25 protein-coding genes and 1 riboswitch are annotated in these 20,887 nt (G+C 68.0%); of the genes, 15 read left to right on the forward strand and 10 right to left on the reverse strand.

Going from position 1 to position 20,887, the window contains the following annotated elements; translation table 11 throughout:
- Positions 1–77 precede the first annotated feature (77 nt).
- Positions 78–254, forward strand: coding sequence for a PspC domain-containing protein (locus tag OPU66_RS08020; protein WP_498553098.1), 177 nt, complete (start codon positions 78–80; stop codon positions 252–254).
- A gap of 63 nt (positions 255–317) precedes the next feature.
- Positions 318–875: a peroxiredoxin gene (locus OPU66_RS08025; protein WP_498553099.1), complete on the forward strand. Its 558-nt coding sequence runs from the start codon at positions 318–320 to the stop codon at positions 873–875.
- A 35-nt stretch (positions 876–910) separates the two neighbouring features.
- Here the strand turns inward: OPU66_RS08025 and OPU66_RS08030 are convergent, their stop codons facing one another.
- The gene (locus OPU66_RS08030) at positions 911–1,498 is read right to left on the reverse strand and encodes a hypothetical protein (protein ID WP_498553100.1); all 588 of its coding nucleotides are present in this window, start codon (positions 1,496–1,498) and stop codon (positions 911–913) included.
- Positions 1,499–1,603: 105 nt separating this feature from the next.
- Here OPU66_RS08030 and OPU66_RS08035 point away from each other — a divergent pair, with 105 nt between their 5' ends.
- The 3 genes from OPU66_RS08035 to OPU66_RS08045 all read left to right on the forward strand — a co-directional run bounded on the left by OPU66_RS08035 (position 1,604) and on the right by OPU66_RS08045 (position 2,828).
- Positions 1,604–2,002 carry a ribose-phosphate pyrophosphokinase gene (locus OPU66_RS08035; protein WP_498553101.1) on the forward strand — a complete coding sequence of 133 codons (399 nt, stop codon included), beginning with the start codon at positions 1,604–1,606 and terminating at the stop codon, positions 2,000–2,002.
- 73 nt (positions 2,003–2,075) lie between these two features.
- The gene (locus tag OPU66_RS08040) at positions 2,076–2,477 is read left to right on the forward strand and encodes an addiction module antidote protein (protein WP_498553102.1); all 402 of its coding nucleotides are present in this window, start codon (positions 2,076–2,078) and stop codon (positions 2,475–2,477) included.
- 138 nt (positions 2,478–2,615) lie between these two features.
- On the forward strand, positions 2,616–2,828 hold the full coding sequence (locus OPU66_RS08045) for a DUF2061 domain-containing protein (RefSeq protein ID WP_498553103.1): 213 nt from the start codon (positions 2,616–2,618) through the stop codon (positions 2,826–2,828).
- A 16-nt stretch (positions 2,829–2,844) separates the two neighbouring features.
- Here the strand turns inward: OPU66_RS08045 and OPU66_RS08050 are convergent, their stop codons facing one another.
- The 6 genes from OPU66_RS08050 to OPU66_RS08075 form a co-directional block, all read right to left on the reverse strand.
- Positions 2,845–3,768 (reverse strand): hypothetical protein, encoded by a 924-nt coding sequence (locus OPU66_RS08050; RefSeq protein WP_498553104.1) that lies wholly within the window; start codon positions 3,766–3,768, stop codon positions 2,845–2,847.
- Between the two features lie 126 nt (positions 3,769–3,894).
- Entirely contained in the window at positions 3,895–5,760 is a 1,866-nt protein-coding gene (gene thiC, locus OPU66_RS08055; RefSeq protein WP_498553105.1) for a phosphomethylpyrimidine synthase ThiC, read from the reverse strand.
- A gap of 68 nt (positions 5,761–5,828) precedes the next feature.
- A riboswitch (TPP riboswitch) is annotated at positions 5,829–5,920 on the reverse strand.
- A 78-nt stretch (positions 5,921–5,998) separates the two neighbouring features.
- Positions 5,999–6,817: a MipA/OmpV family protein gene (locus OPU66_RS08060; RefSeq protein ID WP_498553107.1), complete on the reverse strand. Its 819-nt coding sequence runs from the start codon at positions 6,815–6,817 to the stop codon at positions 5,999–6,001.
- Positions 6,818–6,898: 81 nt separating this feature from the next.
- Complete coding sequence (locus OPU66_RS08065; RefSeq protein WP_498553108.1) at positions 6,899–7,813, reverse strand: MipA/OmpV family protein; 915 nt, start codon at positions 7,811–7,813, stop codon at positions 6,899–6,901.
- Positions 7,814–7,958: 145 nt separating this feature from the next.
- A complete protein-coding gene (locus tag OPU66_RS08070) occupies positions 7,959–8,294 on the reverse strand; it encodes a DUF2141 domain-containing protein (protein WP_498553109.1) in 336 nt (111 codons plus the stop codon).
- 16 nt (positions 8,295–8,310) lie between these two features.
- Positions 8,311–9,087 (reverse strand): sterol desaturase family protein, encoded by a 777-nt coding sequence (locus tag OPU66_RS08075; protein ID WP_498553110.1) that lies wholly within the window; start codon positions 9,085–9,087, stop codon positions 8,311–8,313.
- A gap of 173 nt (positions 9,088–9,260) precedes the next feature.
- Between OPU66_RS08075 and crtY the strand changes: the two genes are divergently transcribed.
- The 5 genes from crtY to OPU66_RS08100 are packed head-to-tail and all read left to right on the forward strand — an operon-like array spanning position 9,261 to position 13,586.
- Positions 9,261–10,412 carry a lycopene beta-cyclase CrtY gene (crtY, locus tag OPU66_RS08080; protein WP_498553111.1) on the forward strand — a complete coding sequence of 384 codons (1,152 nt, stop codon included), beginning with the start codon at positions 9,261–9,263 and terminating at the stop codon, positions 10,410–10,412.
- Positions 10,409–11,893, forward strand: coding sequence for a phytoene desaturase (locus tag OPU66_RS08085; RefSeq protein ID WP_498553112.1), 1,485 nt, complete (start codon positions 10,409–10,411; stop codon positions 11,891–11,893). Before crtY ends, OPU66_RS08085 begins: the two co-directional genes overlap by 4 nt.
- A 25-nt stretch (positions 11,894–11,918) precedes the next feature.
- Positions 11,919–12,500: an LOG family protein gene (locus OPU66_RS08090; protein WP_498553113.1), complete on the forward strand. Its 582-nt coding sequence runs from the start codon at positions 11,919–11,921 to the stop codon at positions 12,498–12,500.
- Positions 12,490–13,383: a phytoene/squalene synthase family protein gene (locus OPU66_RS08095; protein WP_498553114.1), complete on the forward strand. Its 894-nt coding sequence runs from the start codon at positions 12,490–12,492 to the stop codon at positions 13,381–13,383. The genes OPU66_RS08090 and OPU66_RS08095 overlap by 11 nt, the downstream gene beginning before the upstream one ends.
- Positions 13,380–13,586, forward strand: a complete 207-nt coding sequence (locus OPU66_RS08100) for a hypothetical protein (RefSeq protein WP_498553115.1) — start codon at positions 13,380–13,382, stop codon at positions 13,584–13,586. The genes OPU66_RS08095 and OPU66_RS08100 overlap by 4 nt, the downstream gene beginning before the upstream one ends.
- Before the next feature lie 115 nt (positions 13,587–13,701).
- Here the strand turns inward: OPU66_RS08100 and OPU66_RS08105 are convergent, their stop codons facing one another.
- Complete coding sequence (locus OPU66_RS08105) at positions 13,702–14,211, reverse strand: sterol desaturase family protein (RefSeq protein WP_498553125.1); 510 nt, start codon at positions 14,209–14,211, stop codon at positions 13,702–13,704.
- A gap of 123 nt (positions 14,212–14,334) precedes the next feature.
- Here OPU66_RS08105 and OPU66_RS08110 point away from each other — a divergent pair, with 123 nt between their 5' ends.
- From OPU66_RS08110 to OPU66_RS08125, 4 genes are all read left to right on the forward strand, one after another.
- Entirely contained in the window at positions 14,335–14,685 is a 351-nt protein-coding gene (locus tag OPU66_RS08110; RefSeq protein WP_498553116.1) for a hypothetical protein, read from the forward strand.
- A gap of 61 nt (positions 14,686–14,746) precedes the next feature.
- The gene (sucC, locus tag OPU66_RS08115) at positions 14,747–15,946 is read left to right on the forward strand and encodes an ADP-forming succinate--CoA ligase subunit beta (RefSeq protein ID WP_498553117.1); all 1,200 of its coding nucleotides are present in this window, start codon (positions 14,747–14,749) and stop codon (positions 15,944–15,946) included.
- A 60-nt stretch (positions 15,947–16,006) separates the two neighbouring features.
- Positions 16,007–16,756, forward strand: coding sequence for an electron transfer flavoprotein subunit beta/FixA family protein (locus OPU66_RS08120; RefSeq protein ID WP_498553118.1), 750 nt, complete (start codon positions 16,007–16,009; stop codon positions 16,754–16,756).
- Entirely contained in the window at positions 16,753–17,688 is a 936-nt protein-coding gene (locus OPU66_RS08125; protein ID WP_498553119.1) for an electron transfer flavoprotein subunit alpha/FixB family protein, read from the forward strand. Before OPU66_RS08120 ends, OPU66_RS08125 begins: the two co-directional genes overlap by 4 nt.
- A gap of 95 nt (positions 17,689–17,783) precedes the next feature.
- Here the strand turns inward: OPU66_RS08125 and OPU66_RS08130 are convergent, their stop codons facing one another.
- Together OPU66_RS08130 and OPU66_RS08135 are read right to left on the reverse strand one after the other, a co-directional pair.
- A complete protein-coding gene (locus tag OPU66_RS08130) occupies positions 17,784–18,635 on the reverse strand; it encodes an SDR family oxidoreductase (protein ID WP_498553120.1) in 852 nt (283 codons plus the stop codon).
- 52 nt (positions 18,636–18,687) lie between these two features.
- Complete coding sequence (locus tag OPU66_RS08135) at positions 18,688–18,924, reverse strand: hypothetical protein (protein ID WP_498553121.1); 237 nt, start codon at positions 18,922–18,924, stop codon at positions 18,688–18,690.
- Between the two features lie 87 nt (positions 18,925–19,011).
- Between OPU66_RS08135 and OPU66_RS08140 the strand changes: the two genes are divergently transcribed.
- Entirely contained in the window at positions 19,012–20,844 is a 1,833-nt protein-coding gene (locus OPU66_RS08140; RefSeq protein WP_498553126.1) for an ABCB family ABC transporter ATP-binding protein/permease, read from the forward strand.
- Positions 20,845–20,887: the final 43 nt, after the last annotated feature.

Below are 20,887 nucleotides of genomic sequence, written 5' to 3' on the forward strand. Positions count from 1 at the left end.
GTCGTCGCCGCGGTCGGCCCGGCCAATGTGGCGTTTGTCGCCTGATCATCGGCCCCGTCGTTCATAAGGAACCGACCATGTCTGCTTTCCGTCTCGACCGCGCCAATGCCAAGATGATGGGCGTGTGCGGCGGCCTCGCCCGCGCGACCGGCATCGATCCGCTGATCGTGCGCATTGCCGCAGTCATCATGCTGCTGGCGCTCGGCATCGAAATCGCCGTTCTTTACTTCATCATCGGCTGGGTGGCCCGCTGATGCTGGCGTCGGGCTGACGGGGCGCTTATGGAAAGGGCGCCCCGCAATCCGAGGAGACGCCCGATGCTTCGCCCCCGTAGCGCTTACCTGCGTGCCGCCCGCCTTCTGGGCGCCGCACTCGCCCTCTCCGCCGCCCCTGCAATGGCAGCGCTCGCCCCCGGGGCGCGTGCGCCCGATTTCTCCGCACAGGGTGCGCTTGCCGGCAAGGCGTTTTCCTTTGCGCTCGGCAATGCGCTCAAAAAGGGCCCGGTGGTCCTGTATTTCTACCCCAAGGCCTTCACCTCGGGCTGCACGATCGAGGCGCATGAATTCGCCGAGGCGACGCCGGAGTTTGCCAAGCTCGGCGCGACGGTGATCGGCATGTCGGCCGACGATATCGAGACGCTCAAGCGCTTTTCGGTCGAGGAATGCCGCAGCAAATTCGCGGTCGCCAGCGCGACCCCGGCGGTCATCAAAAGCTATGACGTCGCGCTCGCCCCCGGCGTGGCGATGAGCAACCGCACCTCCTATGTGATCGCGCCCGATGGCCGGATCCTGTTCGCCTATACGGCGGCGGAACCGCTCGGCCATATCAAGGGCGCGATGCAGGCGGTGCGCGCGTGGAAGGCCGGGCGTAAATAAGCCGCGCCGGGGCGCTGGCGCGGGGGACGCCCGCCCTAGCGCCGCCGGCCGGGTTGGCCCCGCCTGAAATCGCGGCGATCCTCGCGCCGGTCCTGCCGATAGTCGGCGCGGTCGCGCCAGCGCTCCACCCGATATTCGCGCCGGTCCTGCCGGCGTTCGGCGCGATATTCGCCGCGGCTGACCGTGCCGCTGCGATAGGCATTGCGGTCGGCGCGGCGGTCCGCGCGATAGTCGCGCCGGTCAAGCGCCCGGTCAGCCCGGAATTCGCGCCGGTCGCGCCGGCGCTCAATCTCGAAGGCGCGTTCGCGCGGCGTCCGGTAACGCCGGCCATCGCGATCGAACAGCCACGGCCCTTGGCCGGGACCATACCAGCCGCCCCAGCGGTTGCCCCAGCCGGGCCCGGCACCCCAGCCGGCATGGAATGGATCGCCCCAGCCGCCGCCCCATGCACCGACCCATTGGCCGCCGGGCGGGCCGAACCATGGCGCACCCCAGGCGACCGGGCCGGGGGCATAGCGGGTCGGCCCCCATTCGGTGCCGACATAGCCGCCATCGCCAAGGGTTGCGCAGCCGCCCAGCCCGATCAGCGCGGCGAGGGCGAGGCTTAATCCGGACAAACGCATGATGCTGTGGCTCCTGCCGGGGACGAGTGCCAATCCTGCGTGCCCGTCGATGATCCTGCGCTGAACGGCGTTGAGCGGTGCGGCGGGACGCGCCACAATCGACCGGTGACCGACAGCATCGACTTCGCGCACGCGCCGGTGTCCGCCGTTGCCGACCGTGACCGCGTTCGCGCGCTGCTGATCGCGGCGGCGCGGGCGCGCGCGGCGGTCAGCTATGCCGGGCTGCTTGGCCAGCTTGGCCATCGTTTCACCCGCCCGCTGATGCGCAGCCTGTGCCGCACGCTCGATGCGATCGATGCCGAGGCGGCGGGGCGGGGCGAGCCGGAACTGGCCGTGCTGGTGGTGCGCGAATCGGACGGGCTGCCCGGCCAGGGCTGGTGGGCCGGCGGACGCGCGCTGATGATGGGGCATGATGGCGACTGGACAGGGCCGGCGGCGCGCGCGCTCGTCGCCCGGCTGCAAGGTCAAGCCTTTGATTATTGGGCGGCGCGGCCCGAAGCCTGACCGACCGACCGGCCCGGTAATTTATCTGCTAATGCGACTTGATCGCAATAAAGCGGCATGACATGCTTCGTCCATGCTCGACCAACGCCTCCAGCTCGCCCTTCCCCGTCTTGACCAGCTGACGCCCGCGCAGGTCGCCATTGCCGGTGCGGTCCGCCGCTGGGTGCTGGCCCGCCATATGCGGCGCTGCCCGTTGCAGGTCGCGCATGAACGGCTGGGGTGCGCACAGGCGGCGCGGGCGCTGCATCTGTTGCTGGAAACGGTGCGCAGCTGCTGGCCGGAGCCGTTCGCGATCTCGCCGCCCTGCTGTTCGGTGCTGTCGCATGACGAAGCGACGCTCCTGGTGATGATCGATGCCGCCGGTGCGCGGCGGCGGCTCGCCTTTGACGGGCTGCTGTGCGAAATGCTCGGCAGCGATGCGCGCGACCGGCTGTTCGCCGCCTGCGCGACGCTGGCGCGGACGCTGGATGGCTGAAGCGGGTCAGGCCGGTAAGCTCAGGCAGGCCGCGAAAGGCCGTGCTGATCGTCCGGATCGATGACTGTGACGCGCGATCCTGATTGGCGCTTGTTGCGAATCGGTCTTAACTGGGGGCGCTCAACAGGGACTGTCGCCATGCCGCTCGATCTCATCAAGACGCTGACCTATCTCGCGCTGCATCTGACGATCGGCTTTTCGGTCGCCTATCTGCTCACCGGCTCGGTCGAGATTGCCGGCGGGATCGCGCTGATCGAACCGTGCGTGAACGCGGTCGCGTTCTTCTTCCACGAACAGGTCTGGAAAGCGCGGGCGCGGGGCCGGGGCGCGCTGGTTGCGACCATGGCCTGACCGGCCGCGCCCTGCCTTAGTCCTCGGCGAGGAAGTCGAGCAACGCCTGTTCGAGCGGGTCGAGCTGGCCGTCAGCGTCCATGCGCGTGCGCAGCCACTGGGCTTCGGCGGCCGTCACCGCCTGTGCCTGGGCGGCGGCGGCGGCATGATCCTGTTCGAACATCGCGGCTGACCGGAAGTCCGGGCGTTCCCCCAGCGCGCGGGCCATGCGGCCCAGAAAGCCGCCAATCCCCGGCCGGGTGTCGGCCATGAACGCGTCCAGCCGCGCGGCATCGGCGCGGGTGACGTTGCCGCGCCCGCCATGGCCGGTCAGGTGCCGCGCCACCGCCTGCACGAACAGCGTCTGCCAGCCCAGGGCATTGGCCGCGCCCAGCGTCGCGTCCTTGATCGCCCACAGCGTCTCGGCTTCGTCATGGCTGATCATCGTGCCATGGGCGCTGCCGCCGGCAAAGAGCAGCTGGCGCAGCAGCGCCACCTCGGTATCAGTGATCATGCCCGGCCGCAGCGCGTCGCCGCGCCGGGTCGGCCCCTCGCCGGTCAGCACTTCGCGCTCGATCTGGGCGAGGGCGAAGGTCCTGAGCGCCTCGGGCGCGGTCTCGGCTTTTTCGAGCACGCGGACGATCAGTTCCAGCTCGGCATGGCTTTCGACCCGGCCGTCGCGGCTGGCATGGTCGATCAGCCAGCGGGCATTGTCGTCGCTGACATGGCCGCGCGGCGCGACGCCATTGACCAGATATTCGGTCAGCGCCTCGACGAAGAAATCGGTCCAGTCGGCGGTCGGCCGGCTGACCAGATGGTTGAGCTCGAAGATCGTATCCGCTTCGTCCGGGGTGATCACCCCGTCGGCCCAGGCCCAGCGGCGCGCGGCCAGCACCTGTTCGGCGCTGACCTCGCCCTCGGCCCTGACGGCCCCGGCGAAATCGGAAAAGCTGAACGTCATGCGGCACACCTCGGGCCGTTGGCGAGGCGCAAACCGTAGCGGGAAAGGCTTAAGCGGAGATTGCCGCCAACCTCAGCCGCCACCCCGGCCTGCGCTCCTATCCGCGCCCCGTTCCGCGTTCAGCGCTTACTCCGCCGGGACGTAAAGATCGCCGCCTTCGCGGTAGCGGGCGCTCATTTCCTGCATCCCCGCCTCGGCCGCTGCCGGATCGGCGGGGGCTTCGGTCGCGGCGAGGAACGCGTCGGCCTGCTGGTTCTGCCGCCCGGCAAACTCGCGCACCTCCTGGGTGATCTTCATCGAACAGAATTTCGGCCCGCACATTGAACAGAAATGCGCGGTCTTGGCCCCTTCGGCGGGCAGGGTCTGGTCGTGATACTGCTCCGCCGTGTCGGGATCGAGCGACAGGTTGAACTGGTCGCGCCAGCGAAACTCGAACCGCGCCCGGCTTAGCGCGTCGTCGCGCAGCTTAGCCGCCGGATGGCCCTTGGCGAGATCGGCGGCATGGGCGGCGAGCTTGTAGGTGACGACACCCACCTTCACATCGTCGCGGTCGGGCAGGCCCAGATGCTCCTTGGGCGTGACATAGCAGAGCATCGCCGTGCCGAACCAGCCGATCATCGCCGCGCCGATGGCGCTGGTGATATGGTCATAGCCCGGCGCGATGTCGGTGGTCAGCGGCCCGAGCGTGTAGAAGGGCGCTTCGCCGCACGCTTCCAACTGCTTGTCCATGTTGGCTTTGACCTTGTGCATCGGCACATGGCCCGGCCCTTCGATCATCACCTGGCAGTCATGCGCCCATGCGCGCTTGGTCAGCTCGCCCAGCGTGTAAAGCTCGGCGAACTGCGCCTCGTCATTGGCATCGGCGATCGATCCCGGCCGCAGTCCGTCGCCCAGCGAGAAGCTGACGTCATAGGCCTTCATGATCTCGCAAATCTCGTCGAACCGCTCATAGAGGAAGGATTCGCGGTGATGGGCGAGGCACCATTTGGCCATGATCGAGCCGCCGCGCGACACGATCCCGGTCACGCGCTTCGCCGTCATCGGGATATAGGGCAGCCGCACCCCGGCATGGATGGTGAAATAATCGACGCCCTGTTCGGCCTGTTCGATCAGCGTGTCGCGGAAAATCTCCCAGGTCAGATCCTCGGCGATGCCGCCCACTTTCTCGAGCGCCTGATAGATGGGCACGGTGCCGATCGGCACCGGCGCGTTGCGCAGGATCCATTCGCGCGTGTCGTGGATGTTGCGCCCGGTCGACAGGTCCATGACGGTGTCGGCGCCCCAGCGGATCGCCCACACCATCTTGTCGACCTCGCTCGCCACGTCCGACGCGACGGCGGAATTGCCGATATTGGCGTTGATCTTGACCAGGAAATTGCGCCCGATCGCCATCGGCTCGATTTCGGGATGGTTGATGTTGGCCGGGATGATCGCCCGCCCGCGCGCCACTTCGTCGCGGACGAATTCGGGCGTCACGAAATCGGGGATGGCGGCACCGAAATCCTCGCCGTCGCGCGCCAGCTGCTCCTTCAGCCGCGCCCGGCCGAGATTTTCGCGCTCGGCGACATATTCCATTTCGGGCGTGATGATGCCGCGCCGGGCATAATGCATCTGGGTGACATTCTGCCCCTGCCGCGCGCGCAGCACCTGCTTGCGGACATGGGGGAAGGGGGCGACGCCGCCCGACCGGTCGGGGCCAAGCTGGCCATTGTCCTCGGGCCGCACCTCGCGCTGGGGCACCTCCTCGACATCGCCGCGCCCGCGGATCCAGTCGCGCCGCAGCTCGGGCAGGCCGGCCATGATGTCGATGCGCGCATCGGGATCGGTATAGGGGCCGGAGGTGTCATAGACGCGCAGCGGCGGCTCGCCCGACGACGGTTCCAGCACGATCTCGCGCATCGCGACCTTGAGCGGGCCGACATGGATCTTGCGGCTGCCCCGGATGGGGCCGGTCGTGACCTTCAGCTCGGTGCGGGCGGGAATGTCAGCCATGATGCGCTCTTTCGTCCTCGAAAAACGGGGAGATAGGAGCGGCTGGCGCCTGTGCAGCGCCCGGTCACTCCCTCCCTCCGCCGGTGTCAGCCGGATCAGGTTCAGCGGGTCGCGGGCTCGTGCCCGCCTCTCAAACGCCGGTGCAGCGTTCCCCCGGGGATGCCCCATGCTTAGGGGCTTTGCGTGCAATATGCCAGTGGGGTCCGGCCCCGCGCGCCGGGCGCGGGGCCGGAACCGGTCAGAAGCTGTAGGCGATGCCCAGTGCCGCCGCAAAGGTGTTGGGATTGCCAGCCACCCGCACCACCGGGCTGTCGGCGAAATCGCCGAGCACGCGGGCATAGCTGGCCTGGCCGAACACCGACCAGCCCTTCAGCAGCGTGCCGGTCAGCGCATGGCTGACGCCGACACCGATGTTCACGTCCTTGAGGCCGCCGTCCAGCTGATAGCGGGCAAGGCCGCTGGCCGCCGCGCCCGCCGCATCGATGCCGAAATAGGTGCGGGCATAGCCGCTGCCGACAATCTCGCCGCCCGCCGTCACGCGCAGCGCGGTCTTGAGGTTGAGCGGCCGGATATAGGCGATCTGCGGGCGGATCACATGGCTGTCATGGGTATCGGAGATGTCCTTCTGATAGGACACCGTGAGGCTGAGCGAATCGAACGGCGTCGCCAGCCCGGTCTTGGTCACGCCGACATAGCCGCCGGCCTCGATCGCCAGGTCCAGCTCGCCCAGCGCCTCGACCCTGCGGTCGCCGATCTGGCCGGTGCGGTTGGGATTGACGCCGATCACCGGCCCGATCTGGAAATCGACCTTGCCCGCGCCGTCGCGCCAGGCATCGACATAAAGGTGCGTGCGCACGGTGTTGAAGCCGAATCCGGCCACGCGGCCGCGCAGCACCGGGGCGGGGATCAGCCGATAGTCGTTCGACCCTTCATAAGACGGGATCGCGCCCGCGCCGATGCCGATGGTCAGCGCATTGCGGTCATTGCCCAGCTGCGCGGCGGCCGGGCTGGCGGCTACAAGTATTGCACAAGTAAATAGCGACCATTTATACATCATGTGCTCCGCGCATGTCTTGACGCGCGGATGTAGAGCGTTCGTTTCGCTGCAACAAGCGGTGTTCCGCCGGAAAGCGCCGGATCAGAAACTATAGGCAAGGCCCATCGCGCTGAAGAACTGATTGGGGCTGCCGGCATCGCCCACCACCGGCGACCGCGCGAAATCGCCGAGGATGCGGGAAAAGCCGGCAATTCCGAACAGCGCCCAGCCCCGGCGCACGTCGCGGCCCAGGCTGCGCACGCCGATCAGGTTCAGCCCGACATCCTGCACGCCGCCGCCCAGATCATAAGCGGCAAGGCCGCTCGCTGCCGCGCCCTGCGGCGTGACGCCGAAATAGGTGCGGGCAAAGCCTTGGCCGACGATCGTCGTGTCGACCGACAGCGCGACCAGCGTGCGCCGGTCGAGCGGGGTCGCATAGGTGATCCGGGGTTCGATGACATGGCTGTCATGCGTGCCGGTGACGTCGCGGCGCACCACGACGGTCATCGTCAGGCTGTCATAGGGGCTGGTGACGATGCCGGTCTTTGACAGGCCCAGATAGCCGCCGACCTCGACCGCCAGATCCAGTTCGCCCAGCGCGGCGACGCGCCGGTCCTGAATCCGGTTCACGCGGTTGGGATTGAGCGCGACCACCGGCCCCGCCTGCACGTCGAGCGCGCCCGATCCGTCGCGGATCAGGTCGACGAGCAGCCCCAGCCCCTGGGTCTGGAACGCAAAGCCCGCGACGCGGCCACGGATGATGCCGCCCGGATTGACCTGATAGTCGTTGGAGCCGGCATAGCTGGGGTTGACCGCCGCGCCGAGCCCGAAGGTCAGCGCATAATCGTCGCGGGGCGGGGCGGCATTGGCGGGCGGTCCGCTGTCCTGCACGGCCAGGGCGGGCGCGCCGGTCGCCAGTGCCGCCAGCAGCAGCGCGGCGCGGCGGGCGGTCGACGCGGACGGACGCGGGCAGGGCCGGCAAGCGGCAAAAGGGGTGGGCGCAAAAGGGGCGGACATGGATGATCCCTGGCAGTTGATCCGCCGGCAACGCCGCGCCCCCGCCGCAGGTTGCCGGACCGGGCGTGATCGCGTGCTGCCCGGGCGGCGTCATGTTGGCGCACAGCGCCTGCGATGCAAGCCCGCGCGGCGCGGGCCGGCGGCATCAGAGCAGATAGCGCATCCTGAGCGTCTGGGCGGCCTCGCCGGTCACCGGAAAGCGCGCGGCGTCGAAGCGCGGCGCGCCAAAGCCGAGCGGCGGGTTGCGCGAAAAGGCAAAGCCTTCGCGCGGGATGCCGGCAAAGGTATCGAGCTTGCGATTGTCGTTTTCGTCATGGATCAGCGCGACCGCCCAGTCGCCGGTCGCCAGCCCGGTCAGCGCCAGCCGCGGCGCGCCCGCCGGCACATTGCGCGTGATCGCCCGCTGATCGTCGACGCAGCGCGGAAAATTGGCCGGATCGCGGGTGATGCACAGGCGCAGCGTCCCCTTGGTGGAACGCACGCCGGCGATCGTCAGGTCAAGCGTGGCCGGGCTTGCCGCCCCGACCAGCAGCCCTGCGCTCAGCGCGAGCGCGAGCCGACGCGTCCAGATCCCCCAAGCCCTGATCGGTTCCGCACAGCCGGTCCCAGACGCGAAAATAAAGCCCATAATTGCACCTGTACTGCTCGTGATGCCGCTGATGGTGGCTGGCCGTGATCAGCCAGCGCCCGGCCGGCCCATGCACAAGGGCGCGGGGGAAAATCTCCCAGCCCATGTGATTGGTCACGCCCATCAGCGTCATGATGCCGAGCACCACGCCCAGCATCGACACATGGATGGGAATAAGGAAAACCAGTGAAGGAATGACGACCGCGCCGGTCAGCGCCTCCACGGGATGAAAGCTCATCGCCGCCCAGGCGGTGGGCGGGCGGCTGTCATGATGCACGGCATGGGCGATGCGGAACCAGCGCGGCCGGTGCATCAGCCGGTGGGTCCAGTAGAACCAGCTGTCATGGGCGAACAGATAGGCGAGCACCGAGACGGGCAGCCACCACAGCGGATAGGCGTTGATATCGGTATAGATGCGCGTCCAGCCGAGCGTCTGCCACGACCAGGCCATCAGCCCGGCGGGCACGCCGTAGATCGCCGCCGACAGCAGCGACCATGAAATCTCGCGGCGAATCTGCGGATCCAGCCCGGCATAAAGGCCGGGGCGGATGCGGCGGGTGACGAGCGCAAACGCCCCGCTGACGGCCAGATAGCGCAGGCCGACGATCAGCGTCATCATCAGGGCGGCAAGCAGCAGACCAGTCATCGCGGCGCGGCTATAGCGCAGCCTGCACCGCCGGTCATGCAGATTGATGCAGGTTGGATTTGCGCGCGCCGGGCCATTTCAATCGCCCCCCGATCCGCGCTAAGGGGGCATGTGCCGCATGCCCAGACCATGATCACAGCGTCCCGTGCCGGGGGAGCTTGCCCTGCACGGGGATGGCCGCGCCGTTCCGGGCAGGGCGTGGCGTGACCCGGCCGATCACCATTCTGGGCGGCGGGCTGGCCGGCGGGCTGATCGCCTATGCGCTCAGTCAGAAGCGGCCCGAAGTGCCGTTCGTGCTGCACGAACGCGCCGAGACGCTGGGCGGCAATCATGTCTGGTCGTTTTTCGACGGCGATGTCGCGGCCGAGGACCGCTGGCTGGTCGAACCGTTCATTTCGCACAGCTGGCAGGGCTATGATGTCCTGTTCCCCGAACTCCGCCGGACGCTGACCAGCCGCTACAACTCGATCGAATCCGAACAATTCGACACGGTGCTGCGCCGCGCGCTGCCTGCCGAGCGGCTGCGCCTCGGCTCGACGGTGGCGGCGGTGCCTGAAGAGGCCGAAGGGGCGGTGATCGACACGCGCGGCCCCGGCGATCTCGCCACGCTCGACGCGGGGTGGCAGAAATTTGTCGGGCTGGAACTGCACACCGCCGAACCGCACGGGCTGACGCGGCCGATCGTGATGGATGCGACGGTCGAGCAGATTGACGGCTATCGCTTCGTCTATGTGCTGCCTTTCGGCCCGCAGACGCTGTTCATCGAGGACACCTATTATTCCGACGGCCCCGATCTTGATGTCGAGGCGGTCAAGGCGCGGATCCATGATTATGCGCGGGCCAAGGGCTGGGCGGTGACGCCCGCCAACCGGCAGGAAGCCGGCGTGCTGCCGGTCGTGGTGCGCGGCGATTTCGATGCCTATTGGGCGTCGACCGGCACCGGCATGGCCAAGGCGGGGATGCGCGCCGGGCTGTTCCACGCGACCACCGGCTATTCGCTGCCCGATGCGGTGCGGCTGGCGGCGCGGATCGCGCGTGCGCCCGATCTGTCGGCGGCGGCGCTTGAACGGCTGACCCATGGCCATGCTGCGCGGGCGTGGCGGCGGCGCGGCTTTTACCGGCTGCTCGACACCATGCTGTTCCGCGCCGCGCGGCCGGACGAGCGTTACCGGGTGATGCAGCGTTTCTACGGCCTGCCCGAACCGCTGATCCAGCGATTCTACGCCGCCGAGACATCCGTTTTCGACAAGCTGCGTATCTTGACGGGGAATCCTCCCATTCCCATTCCCCGCGCGATCGGGGCCATCATAAGGAACAGGGCGTGAAAAAGGCGGTGGTGATCGGATCGGGCTTTGGCGGTCTTGCGCTGGCCATCCGGCTGCAATCGGCGGGCATCGACACGGTGATCGTCGAAGCGCGCGACAAGCCCGGCGGGCGCGGCTATTTCTGGGATCGTCAGGGCTTCATCTTCGATGGCGGGCCGACCGTCATCACCGACCCGGATTCGCTGGCTGAGCTGTGGCAGCTGAGCGGCAATGACATGGCGCAGGACGTGACGCTGGTGCCGGTGTTTCCGTTCTACCGGCTCAACTGGCCCGACGGGACGAACTTCGATTATTCGAACGACGAACCGCAGCTGAGCGCCGAGATCGCCAAGCTCGATCCCGCCGATGTTGCGGGCTATCAGCGGTTCCTCGATTATTCGGCGGGCGTCTACCGCGAGGGCTATCTGAAGCTGGGCGCGGTGCCGTTCCTCGATTTCCGCTCGATGCTCAAGGCGGCGCCGGCGCTTGCCCGCTATCAGGCGTGGCGCTCGGTCTATTCGATCGTGTCGAGCTATGTCCGCAACGAAAAGCTGCGCGAGGCGCTGTCGTTCCACACGCTGCTGGTCGGCGGCAATCCGATGGCGACCAGCGGCGTCTATGCCCTGATCCACAAGCTTGAAAAGGATGGCGGCGTCTGGTTCGCGATGGGCGGCACCAACCGGCTGGTCGCGGGCATGGTGCAGCTGTTCGAACGGCTGGGCGGCGAGGTGCGGCTGGGCGATCCGGTGGTCGAGATCGAAACCAATGGCAGCCGCGCGACCGGCGTGCGCACCAAAAGCGGCTGGCGCACCGATGCCGATGCGGTCGCCTCCAACGCCGATCTCGTCCACAGCTATGGCGATCTGCTCAAGAACAGCCCGCGCGGCCCGCAGGCGGCGCGGCGGCTGCGCCGCAAGCGCTTCTCGCCCTCGCTGTTCGTCGTCCATTTCGGGCTGCGCGGCCGCTTTCCGCAGGTGCCGCACCATTCGATCCTGTTCGGGCCGCGCTACAAGGGGCTGCTCGACGACATTTATTCGAATGGCCGGCTGGCGCCCGATTTCTCGCTCTATCTGCACCACCCGACCGCGACCGATCCGTCGATGGCCCCTGAGGGCTGCTCGACCTTCTATGTGCTGGCGCCGGTGCCGCACATGGGCAAGCTCGACATCGACTGGGATGTCGAGGGGCCGCGCTTTGCCGACCGCATCCTCGACGAGGTCGCGCGCCGGCTGGGCATTCCCGACCTGAAGGACCGGATCGTCGAGCGTTTCCATTACGCGCCGACCGACTTCCAGGCCGATCTCGCCGCCCATCTCGGCAGCGCGTTCAGCCTTGAGCCTATCCTGATGCAGTCGGCCTATTTCCGCGCCCATAACCGCGACGACGTGATCCCCAACCTGTATTTCGTCGGCGCGGGCACCCATCCGGGGGCGGGCATTCCGGGCGTCGTCGGCAGCGCCAAGGCGACCGCCGGGCTGATGCTCGACGATCTGGGCGCGTAACCGCCCGCTGGTGAAAGGACCCGTGTTGAAGCGTCTTGCCGTTTATTGCGGGTCGGCCAGCCCGGCCGACCCATTCTACCTCGAACTTGCCCGGCAGGTCGGCCGGGCGCTTGCCGCGCGCGGCATCGGCCTTGTCTATGGCGGCGGCCGGCTGGGGCTGATGGGCGCGGTGGCCGATGCGGCGCTGGGCGCGGGCGGCCAAGTGATCGGCGTGATCCCCGAGGCGCTGACCCGCGCCGAAGTCGTGCACCGGGGGCTGACCGAGCTGCACGTCGTCAAGACCATGCATGAGCGCAAGGCGCTGTTCACCGATCTGGCCGACGGCTTCGTGACCCTGCCGGGCGGCGTCGGCACGCAGGACGAGCTGTGGGAAGCGGTCAGCTGGGCGCAGCTCGGCTATCATGAAAAGCCGGTCGGGCTGCTCAACGCGCGCGGCTTTTACGATCATCTGATCGCGTTCAACGCCCATATGGCGGAGATCGGCTTTGTCCGGCCGCAGCATCGCGGCATCCTGATCGTCGAGGCGGAGCTGGATGAGCTGCTCGACCGGATGGCGGCCTATCAGCCGCACCAGACGATCTTCCGCATGAGCCGGGATGAACTCTGAAGCGCCCGGACGCGACGCGCTGGTCGCGCTGGCGGGCGCGAGCATCGCGCGCGGCTCGCGCTCTTTCGCGCTCGCCAGCCGGCTGTTCGACCGGCCGACCCGCGACCGGGCCTGGCTGCTCTATGCCTGGTGCCGGGCGTGCGACGATCTGGCCGACGGCCAGGACCATGGCTTTGAACTGCGCGCGGTCGACGATCCGGCGGCGCGGCTGGCGCGGCTGACCGCGCTGACCGAGGATGCGCTGGCCGGGCGCGCGACCGGGGAGCCGGCGTTTGACGGCCTTGCCGCGCTGCTTGCCGAAGTGGCGATCCCGCGCGCCTATATCGACGAACATGTCGCCGGCTTCGCGCTTGACGCGCAGGGCTGGCGGCCGCGCAGCGAGGCCGATCTCATCCGCTATTGCGACCATGTCGCGGGTGCGGTCGGCTGCATGATGGCGGTGGTGATGGGGGTCGATCCCGGCGATGCGCCGACGCTGGCGCGCGCGCGCGACCTTGGCCGTGCGTTCCAGCTCGCCAATATCGCCCGCGACGTGCGCGAGGACATGGCCGGCGGGCGCTGCTACCTGCCGCAGGACTGGCTGGACGAGGCCGGGCTGGCCGCCGACCAGCTGCTCGACCGCCCCGACGAGACCGCGCGGCTGACGCTGCGGCTGACCGCGCTCGCCGAGCATTATGAGGCAAGCGCCCGGGTCGGCGCGCGGCGGCTGGCGTTTCGCAGCCGCTGGGCGGTGCTGGCGGCGGCGGGGATCTATGGCGACATCGCCCGGAAGGTGCGCGCGCGCGGGCCCGAGGCGCTCGATCGCCGCGTCGTCACGCGCAAGCGCGCCAAGCTCGCCTGGGTGGCGCGGGCCTTGTGGCAGGCGCGCGAGGCCGAGCGGTGAGCGACCGGCGGCTCAGGGCGTGGCTGCGCTGGAGCCATTTGACGCTGGGGCTGTCGCTGCTCGTCTATCTGTTCACCGATCTGCGGCTCGACGAGACGGCGACCAACCTGTTCCGTCTGGCTGTGGTGCCGGTGCTGGGCCTGACCGGGCTGTGGATGTGGTCGCAGCTGTCGACCGCGCGGTTCAGCGACCGCGACGAGTAGAGCATTTTCAAGCCGGGTTGAATCACCCGGCGACTCGGAAAATGCGGTAAATCGACCGCTCTAGATTTTTCTGGGGCTTGCGGGCCTTTGGCGGGGCGCCACGCCCCGCCGGCGATCAGCCGCGCGCTTCGCCCAGCGCCGGGGCGCGCACGCCCGCACGGCCGCGCCGCGCCAGTTCGGCCTTCAGATCCTCGGGCTTCGGAGCGACCAGAAAGCCGAAGCTGACCGTGCCTTCCTTGGTCTCGACCGCATGGTGCAGCCGGTGCGCCTGGATGATCCGCTTCATATAGTCGGATTTAGGGATGTAGCGGTGGTTGAGCCGGCGGTGCACGATGATGTCGTGAAAGCCGAGATAGATGGCCCCATAGCCGGCAATGCCCGCGCCGACCCATCCGGCCCATGCCCCCCAGCCGAGCGACGCGCCGACCAGCAGCGTGATCGACGGCGCGGCGAAGATCACGAAATACAGGTCGTTGAGTTCCCAGAAGCCGGTGCGGGGGCGGTGATGGCTTTTGTGCAGGAACCAGCCCGGCCCGTGCATGATCCAGCGATGGGCGACATAGGCGACGCCCTCCATCGCGGCGACGGTCAGGATGAACAGCAGCGGGCCGATCAGGAACGACATGACGTGCATATAGGCGCGGGGGCGGGCAATGCCAATCTATGTGAGTTTCCGGGTTGCGGCCGCTGCGTCGCGCCCGATGCCGACCGGTGACGGCGGCCCCCGCGACGCGCTATATATCCGGTCATGCGTCTCTCGTCTCTGAAAGCATCCCGTCCCGTCCTGCGGCCGCTTGCCCCGCTGGCACTGTCGGCGGCGCTGCTCGCCCCGGGCTGCGCCGGCCCCGAATCGCAGCTGTCCTCGGCGCTCGCCGCCGCGGGGCTGCCGGCGTCGGTGTCGACCTGCATGGCGCGGCGGATGGTCGATCAGCTGTCGATCGGCCAGCTGCTCAAGCTCAGGTCGCTCGGCGGGCTTGCCGACCGGCCGGTCGCCGATCTTTCCGCTAGGGAATTCCTGCGCCGGGTGCGCGCGCTCAAGGACCCCGAAATCCTCGCCGTCACCGGCTCGGCGCTCGCCCGGTGCGGCCTTGGTGTCTGACGGGGTTGGCAAAGCCCCTCCGGTCATGCTTTAGCGCCGGGCGAACCAAGAGGGTGCGCAGATGAACATCCACGAATACCAAGCCAAGGAACTGCTCGCAAAGTTCGGTGTGCCGGTGCCCGCCGGTCATGCGGCCATGTCGGTCGACGAAGCGGTCGCCGCCGCCGAGCGGCTGCCCGGACCGCTCTATGTCGTCAAGGCGCAGATCCATGCCGGCGGCCGCGGCAAGGGCAAGTTCAAGGAACTCGGCCCCGACGCCAAGGGCGGCGTGCGGCTGGCCAAGACGCTCGACGAAGTGCGCGCCCATGCCGCCGACATGCTCGGCAACACGCTCGTCACCGTGCAGACCGGCGAGGCCGGCAAGCAGGTCAATCGCCTGTATGTGACCGACGGCGTTGATATCGCGAAGGAATTCTACCTCGCTTTGCTCGTCGACCGTGGCACCGGCCGGGTCGCCATCGTCGCGTCGACCGAAGGCGGGATGGACATCGAAACCGTCGCCCATGACACGCCGGAAAAGATCACGACCATCGCGATCGATCCCGCGACCGGGCTGATGCCGCACCATGGCCGCGCCGTCGCCAAGGCGCTCGGCCTGACCGGCGATCTCGCCAAGCAGGCGCAGACCGTCACCGCGCGCGTCTATGACGCGTTCCTTGGCACCGATGCCTCGCAGATCGAGATCAACCCGCTCGCGGTCACCGAACAGGGCCAGCTGATGGTCCTCGACGCCAAGGTCGGGTTCGATTCGAACGCCATGTTCCGCCACAAGGATCTGGCCGAGCTGCGCGACCTGACCGAGGAAGACCCGATGGAGATCGAGGCGTCGAAATACGACCTCGCCTACATCAAGCTCGACGGCAATATCGGCTGCATGGTCAACGGCGCCGGCCTTGCGATGGCGACGATGGACATCATCAAGCTCAATGGCGCGTTCCCGGCCAACTTCCTCGATGTCGGCGGCGGCGCCAGCAAGGAAAAGGTCACCGCGGCGTTCAAGATCATCCTGAGCGATCCGGCGGTGAAGGGCATTCTCGTCAACATCTTTGGCGGGATCATGCGCTGCGACATCATCGCCGAAGGCATCATCGCCGCGGCGAAGGAAGTCGACCTGAAGGTGCCGCTCGTCGTGCGCCTCGAAGGCACCAATGTCGCCGAGGGCAAGCGCATCCTGGCCGAAAGCGGCCTCGCCATCGTCCCGGCCAATGATCTGGGCGATGCGGCGCGCAAGATCGTCGCCGAGGTCGAAAAGGCGGCCTGACCGGAATGAGGCCCCCCGGCCCGGCGGGTACGGGGCGGCCAGTGGAGAGAGGGTAGAACCATGAAGATCCTCGTCCCCGTCAAGCGGGTGATCGATTACAATGTGAAGCCGCGGGTGAAGCCCGACGGTTCGGGCGTCGACCTGGCCAATGTCAAAATGTCGATGAACCCGTTCGACGAAATCGCCGTCGAGGAAGCGATCCGCCTGAAGGAAAAGGGCGCGGCGACCGAGATCGTCGTCGTGTCCATCGGCCCGGCCAAGGCGCAGGAAACGCTGCGCACCGCGCTTGCCATGGGTGCTGACCGCGCGATCCTGATCCAGACCGACGACGAGGTCGAGCCGCTGGGCGTCGCCAAGCTGCTCGCCAAGGTCGCGGGCGAAGAGACGCCGGGCCTGATCATCCTCGGCAAGCAGGCGATCGACGACGATTCCAACCAGACCGGCCAGATGCTGGCCGCGCTGCTCGGCCGGCCGCAGGGCACGTTCGCGTCCAAGGTCGAGGTTGACGGCGACCGGGTGCATGTCACCCGCGAAGTCGATGGCGGGCTGGAAACGGTGTCGCTGGCGACCCCGGCGATCATCACCACCGACCTGCGGCTGAACGAGCCGCGCTATGCCTCGCTGCCCAACATCATGAAGGCCAAGGCCAAGCCGCTCGCCACCAAGGCGCCCGGCGATTACGGCGTCGATGTTGCGCCGCGCCTCAAGACGCTCAGCGTCGCCGAACCGGCGAAGCGCCAGGCCGGGGCCAAGGTCGCCGATGTCGACGAACTGGTCGGCAAGCTGAAGAACCTGGGAGTTGTCGCATGAAGACGCTTGTTCTGGCAGATCACGACAATCAGTCGCTCAAGGACGCGACCCTCGCCGTCGTCACCGCCGCTGCCAAGCTGGGCGAGGTGCATGTCCTCGTCGCCGGTCAGGGCTGCGAAGCGGTGGCGAACCAGGCCGCGCAGGTCGCGGGCGTTGCCCAGGTGCTGCTGGCCGATGACGCCGCCTATGGCCATCAGCTGGCCGAAAATGTCGCGCCGCTGATCGTGCAGCTGATGGCCGACCGTGACGCCTTCCTCGCCCCGGCAACGTCGGTCGGCAAGAACATCGCGCCGCGCGTCGCCGCGCTGCTCGACGTCATGCAGATCTCCGACATCCTGTCGGTCGAAAGCGCCGACACCTTCACCCGGCCGATCTATGCCGGCAACGCCATCGCCACCGTCCAGTCGGCCGATGCGAAGAAGGTGATCACCGTGCGCGGCACCGCCTTTGCCAAGGCGGAGCGCAGCGGCGGCAGCGCGGCGGTCGACCGCGTCGGCGGCCCCGGCGATGCCGGCCTGTCGCAGTTCGTCTCGGCCGAGCTGTCCAAGTCGGAGCGGCCGGAGCTGACCAGCGCCAAGATCATCGTGTCGGGCGGCCGGGCGCTGCAGAATGGCGAAAACTTCAAGACCGTGATCGAGCCGCTGGCCGACAAGCTGGGTGCCGCGGTCGGTGCCAGCCGCGCCGCCGTCGATGCCGGCTATGTCCCCAACGACTATCAGGTCGGCCAGACCGGCAAGATCGTCGCCCCCGAAGTCTATATCGCGGTCGGCATTTCGGGCGCGATCCAGCATCTGGCGGGGATGAAGGATTCCAAGACCATCATCGCCATCAACAAGGACGAGGACGCGCCGATCTTCCAGGTCGCGGACATCGGCCTGGTCGGCGATCTGTTCAAGGTCGTGCCGGAACTGACCGAGAAGCTGTCGGGCTGACCCGGCACCCTCGGGTGAATGAAGGGGGGCGGTCCGCATGGGCCGCCCCTTTTTTTGTCGGTCCGGCGGCAGCGCCGGCCCGGCCGGAACATGCGCTAGCCGTTGACGATGATGCCGCCATTGGGGTGCAGCACCTGCCCGGACATGTAGCTGGCATCGTCGCAGGCGAGGAACAGGAAGCTGGGGGCGACCTCGTTCGGCTGACCGGGCCTGCCCATCGGTGGGTCCTCCCCGAAATGGGCGAGCTTTTCAGGGCTGGCCCCGCCCATCGGGTTCAGCGGCGTCCAGATCGGACCGGGGGCCACCGCGTTGACGCGGATGCCGTCGCCGACCAGATTTTCCGACAGCGACCGCGTGAAGGCGGTGATCGCCCCCTTGGTCGCCGAATAGTCCAGCAGTTCGGCTGCGCCCTTGTACATCGTCACGCTCGTGCAGTTGATGATCGCCGATCCGGGCAGCAGGTGCGGCCGCGCCGCCTGCACCATGTAGAACATTCCAAAGATGTTGGTCTGGAATGTCCGCAGCAGCTGCTGCTCGGTAATCCCGGTCACGTCCCGGTCGGGATGCTGTTCCCCGGCATTGTTGACCAGAATGTCGAGCCGGCCGAGTTCGGCGACGGTCCGCTCCACCGCGGCGACGCAGGTCGCCCGGTCACCGATATCGCCCGCGATGGTGATTGCGCGCCGCCCCTCGATGGTGACGATGCGGGCCGTCTGTTCGGCATCGAAATGCTCGCACAGATAGAGGATTGCGACATCCGCGCCCTCGCGCGCGAACAGCGCGGCGACGGCGCGGCCGATGCCGCTGTCGCCGCCCGTGATCAGCGCGACCTTGCCCGCGAGCCGGCCGGAGCCGGGATAGCGGGGCATCCAGTCGGGCCTGGGATCGAGCGCGGCTTCTTCGCCGGGCAGGGCGTCCTCTTCGATCATCGGGACGGTGTCGGTCATCGGCCTGGCTCCTTGCTGTCAGAGCCGGTCAACGCCCGCAGGCGGCGCAGGTTCAGCGCGTCCGGCCGGCCCGCGCCGGCCGGGCCGAGGCGATCCGGTTGGTGATCGCCGTGCAGCTGGCCACGATTTCGGGAAAATCCAGGTCGCTCTGCGCGATCAGCTGCGCCTCGGCCGCCGCCTGGCAGGCCGCCATCGATACATAGCGCGTCTCGACCGTCCTGACCTGGCGGCAGTCGAGCCCGTCATCGCCGCAGCCGATGATCGCCATCACATAGAGGAACGGACTCATCGTCGCTCTCCTTCATGTGCCAAACGAAGGCCGGCCCGGCGCAGTTGCATTGGTTTCGCCGCGGCCCCGCCCTACATGGGCTGGATGATGCCGAACGACACCGGACGCACTCCGGATTCTCCCCTAGGCTGGGGCGCCTTCCGCCGTTTCCTGCCCTATTTGTGGCCCGCCGATCAGCCGGCGCTGCGCCGCCGTGTGGTCATCGCGCTCGCGCTCGTCCTCGTGTCCAAGGGCGTGCAGATCTCGATGGGCTTTCTCTATGGCGGGGCCATCGACCGGATGCAGCCGGGAGCGGGCGGGGCGGGAGCGGGCGGGGCGGCGGGGGCCGCCGCGACGCTCGCGATGGCGCTGGTCATCGCCTATGCGGGCGCGCGGCTGGGCGGGGTGGTGTTCGACAATATCCGCAACACCGTGTTCGAACGCGTGGGTCAGGACGCGACCCGGCATCTGGCCGAACATGTGTTCTCCCATCTGCACCGGCTTTCGCTGCGCTTCCACCTCAGCCGGCGGACGGGTGCGGTCACCAAGGTCATCGAACGCGGCACCAAGAGCATCGACACGATGCTCTATTTCCTGCTGTTCAACATCGCGCCGACCATCGTCGAGCTGCTGGCGGTGACGATCATCTTCTGGACGCGCTTCGGCCCCGGGCTGGTGGCCGCGACGCTGACCATGGTCGTCGCTTATATCCTGTTCACCCGCAAGGTCACCGACTGGCGCAACAAGCTGCGCGAGGAGATGAACGAGCTGGATACGGCAACCGTCGCCCGGTCGGTCGATTCGCTGCTCAACTATGAAACCGTCAAATATTTCGGGGCCGAGGGGCGCGAGGCCGCTTATTATGCCCGCGTCGCGCGCCGCTATGCCGATGCCGCGGTCAAGAGCGAGAATTCGCTGGCGCTGCTCAACATCGGCCAGTCGCTGATCACCAATGCGATGCTGGGCGGGGCGATGGCCTGGTCGGTCTATGGCTGGTCGCGCGGCTGGTTCTCGGTCGGTGACGTGGTGCTGGTCAACACGCTGCTCGCCCAGCTGTTCCGCCCGCTCGACCTGCTCGGCATGGTCTATCGCACGATCCGGCAGGGGCTGATCGACATGGAGGCGATGTTCGCGCTGATCGACACCCCGCCCGAGGTGGTCGACCTGCCCCAGGCCCCGCCGCTCGCGGTCAGCGAGGCGCGGGTGAAGTTCGATTCGGTGCGCTTTGCCTATGATCCCGAGCGGCCGATCCTGAAGGGGGTCAGCTTCCTGATCCCGCCGGGCAAGACGCTCGCCATTGTCGGCCCGTCGGGGGCCGGCAAGTCGACCATCGCGCGGCTGCTGTTCCGTTTCTACGACGTCACCGGCGGCAGCATCCAGATCGACGGGCAGGACATTGCCCGCGTCACCCAGGCGTCGCTGCGCGCGGCGATCGGCATCGTCCCGCAAGATACGGTGCTGTTCAACGACACCATCGGCTACAATATCGGCTATGGCCGCGAAGGCGCGACCCAGGCGGAGATCGAGGCGGCGGCGCGCGCGGCGCGCATCCATGATTTCATCATGGCGCTGCCCGACGGCTATCAGGCGATGGTCGGCGAGCGCGGGCTGAAGCTGTCGGGCGGCGAAAAGCAGCGTGTCGCGATCGCGCGCACATTGCTCAAGGACCCGCCGATCCTGATCCTCGACGAGGCGACGAGCGCGCTCGACAGCCGCACCGAGGCCGAGATCCAGCGCACGCTGCGCGAGGTGTCGGCACGGCGCACCACCGTCATCATCGCCCACCGCCTGTCGACCATCGTCGATGCCGACGAGATCATCGTGCTCGATCAGGGCCGGGCGGCGGAGCGCGGCACCCATGCCCAGCTGCTGGCGATGGGCGGCCTCTATGCCGAAATGTGGGCGCGCCAGGCGAGCGAGCGGGAGATGGAGGAGGCCTGAGGCGCGCGCCTCAGGCCTCCTCCATCTCCCGCTCGCTCGCCTG

It is taken from the genome of Sphingomonas sp. URJC2, from assembly GCF_059803575.1.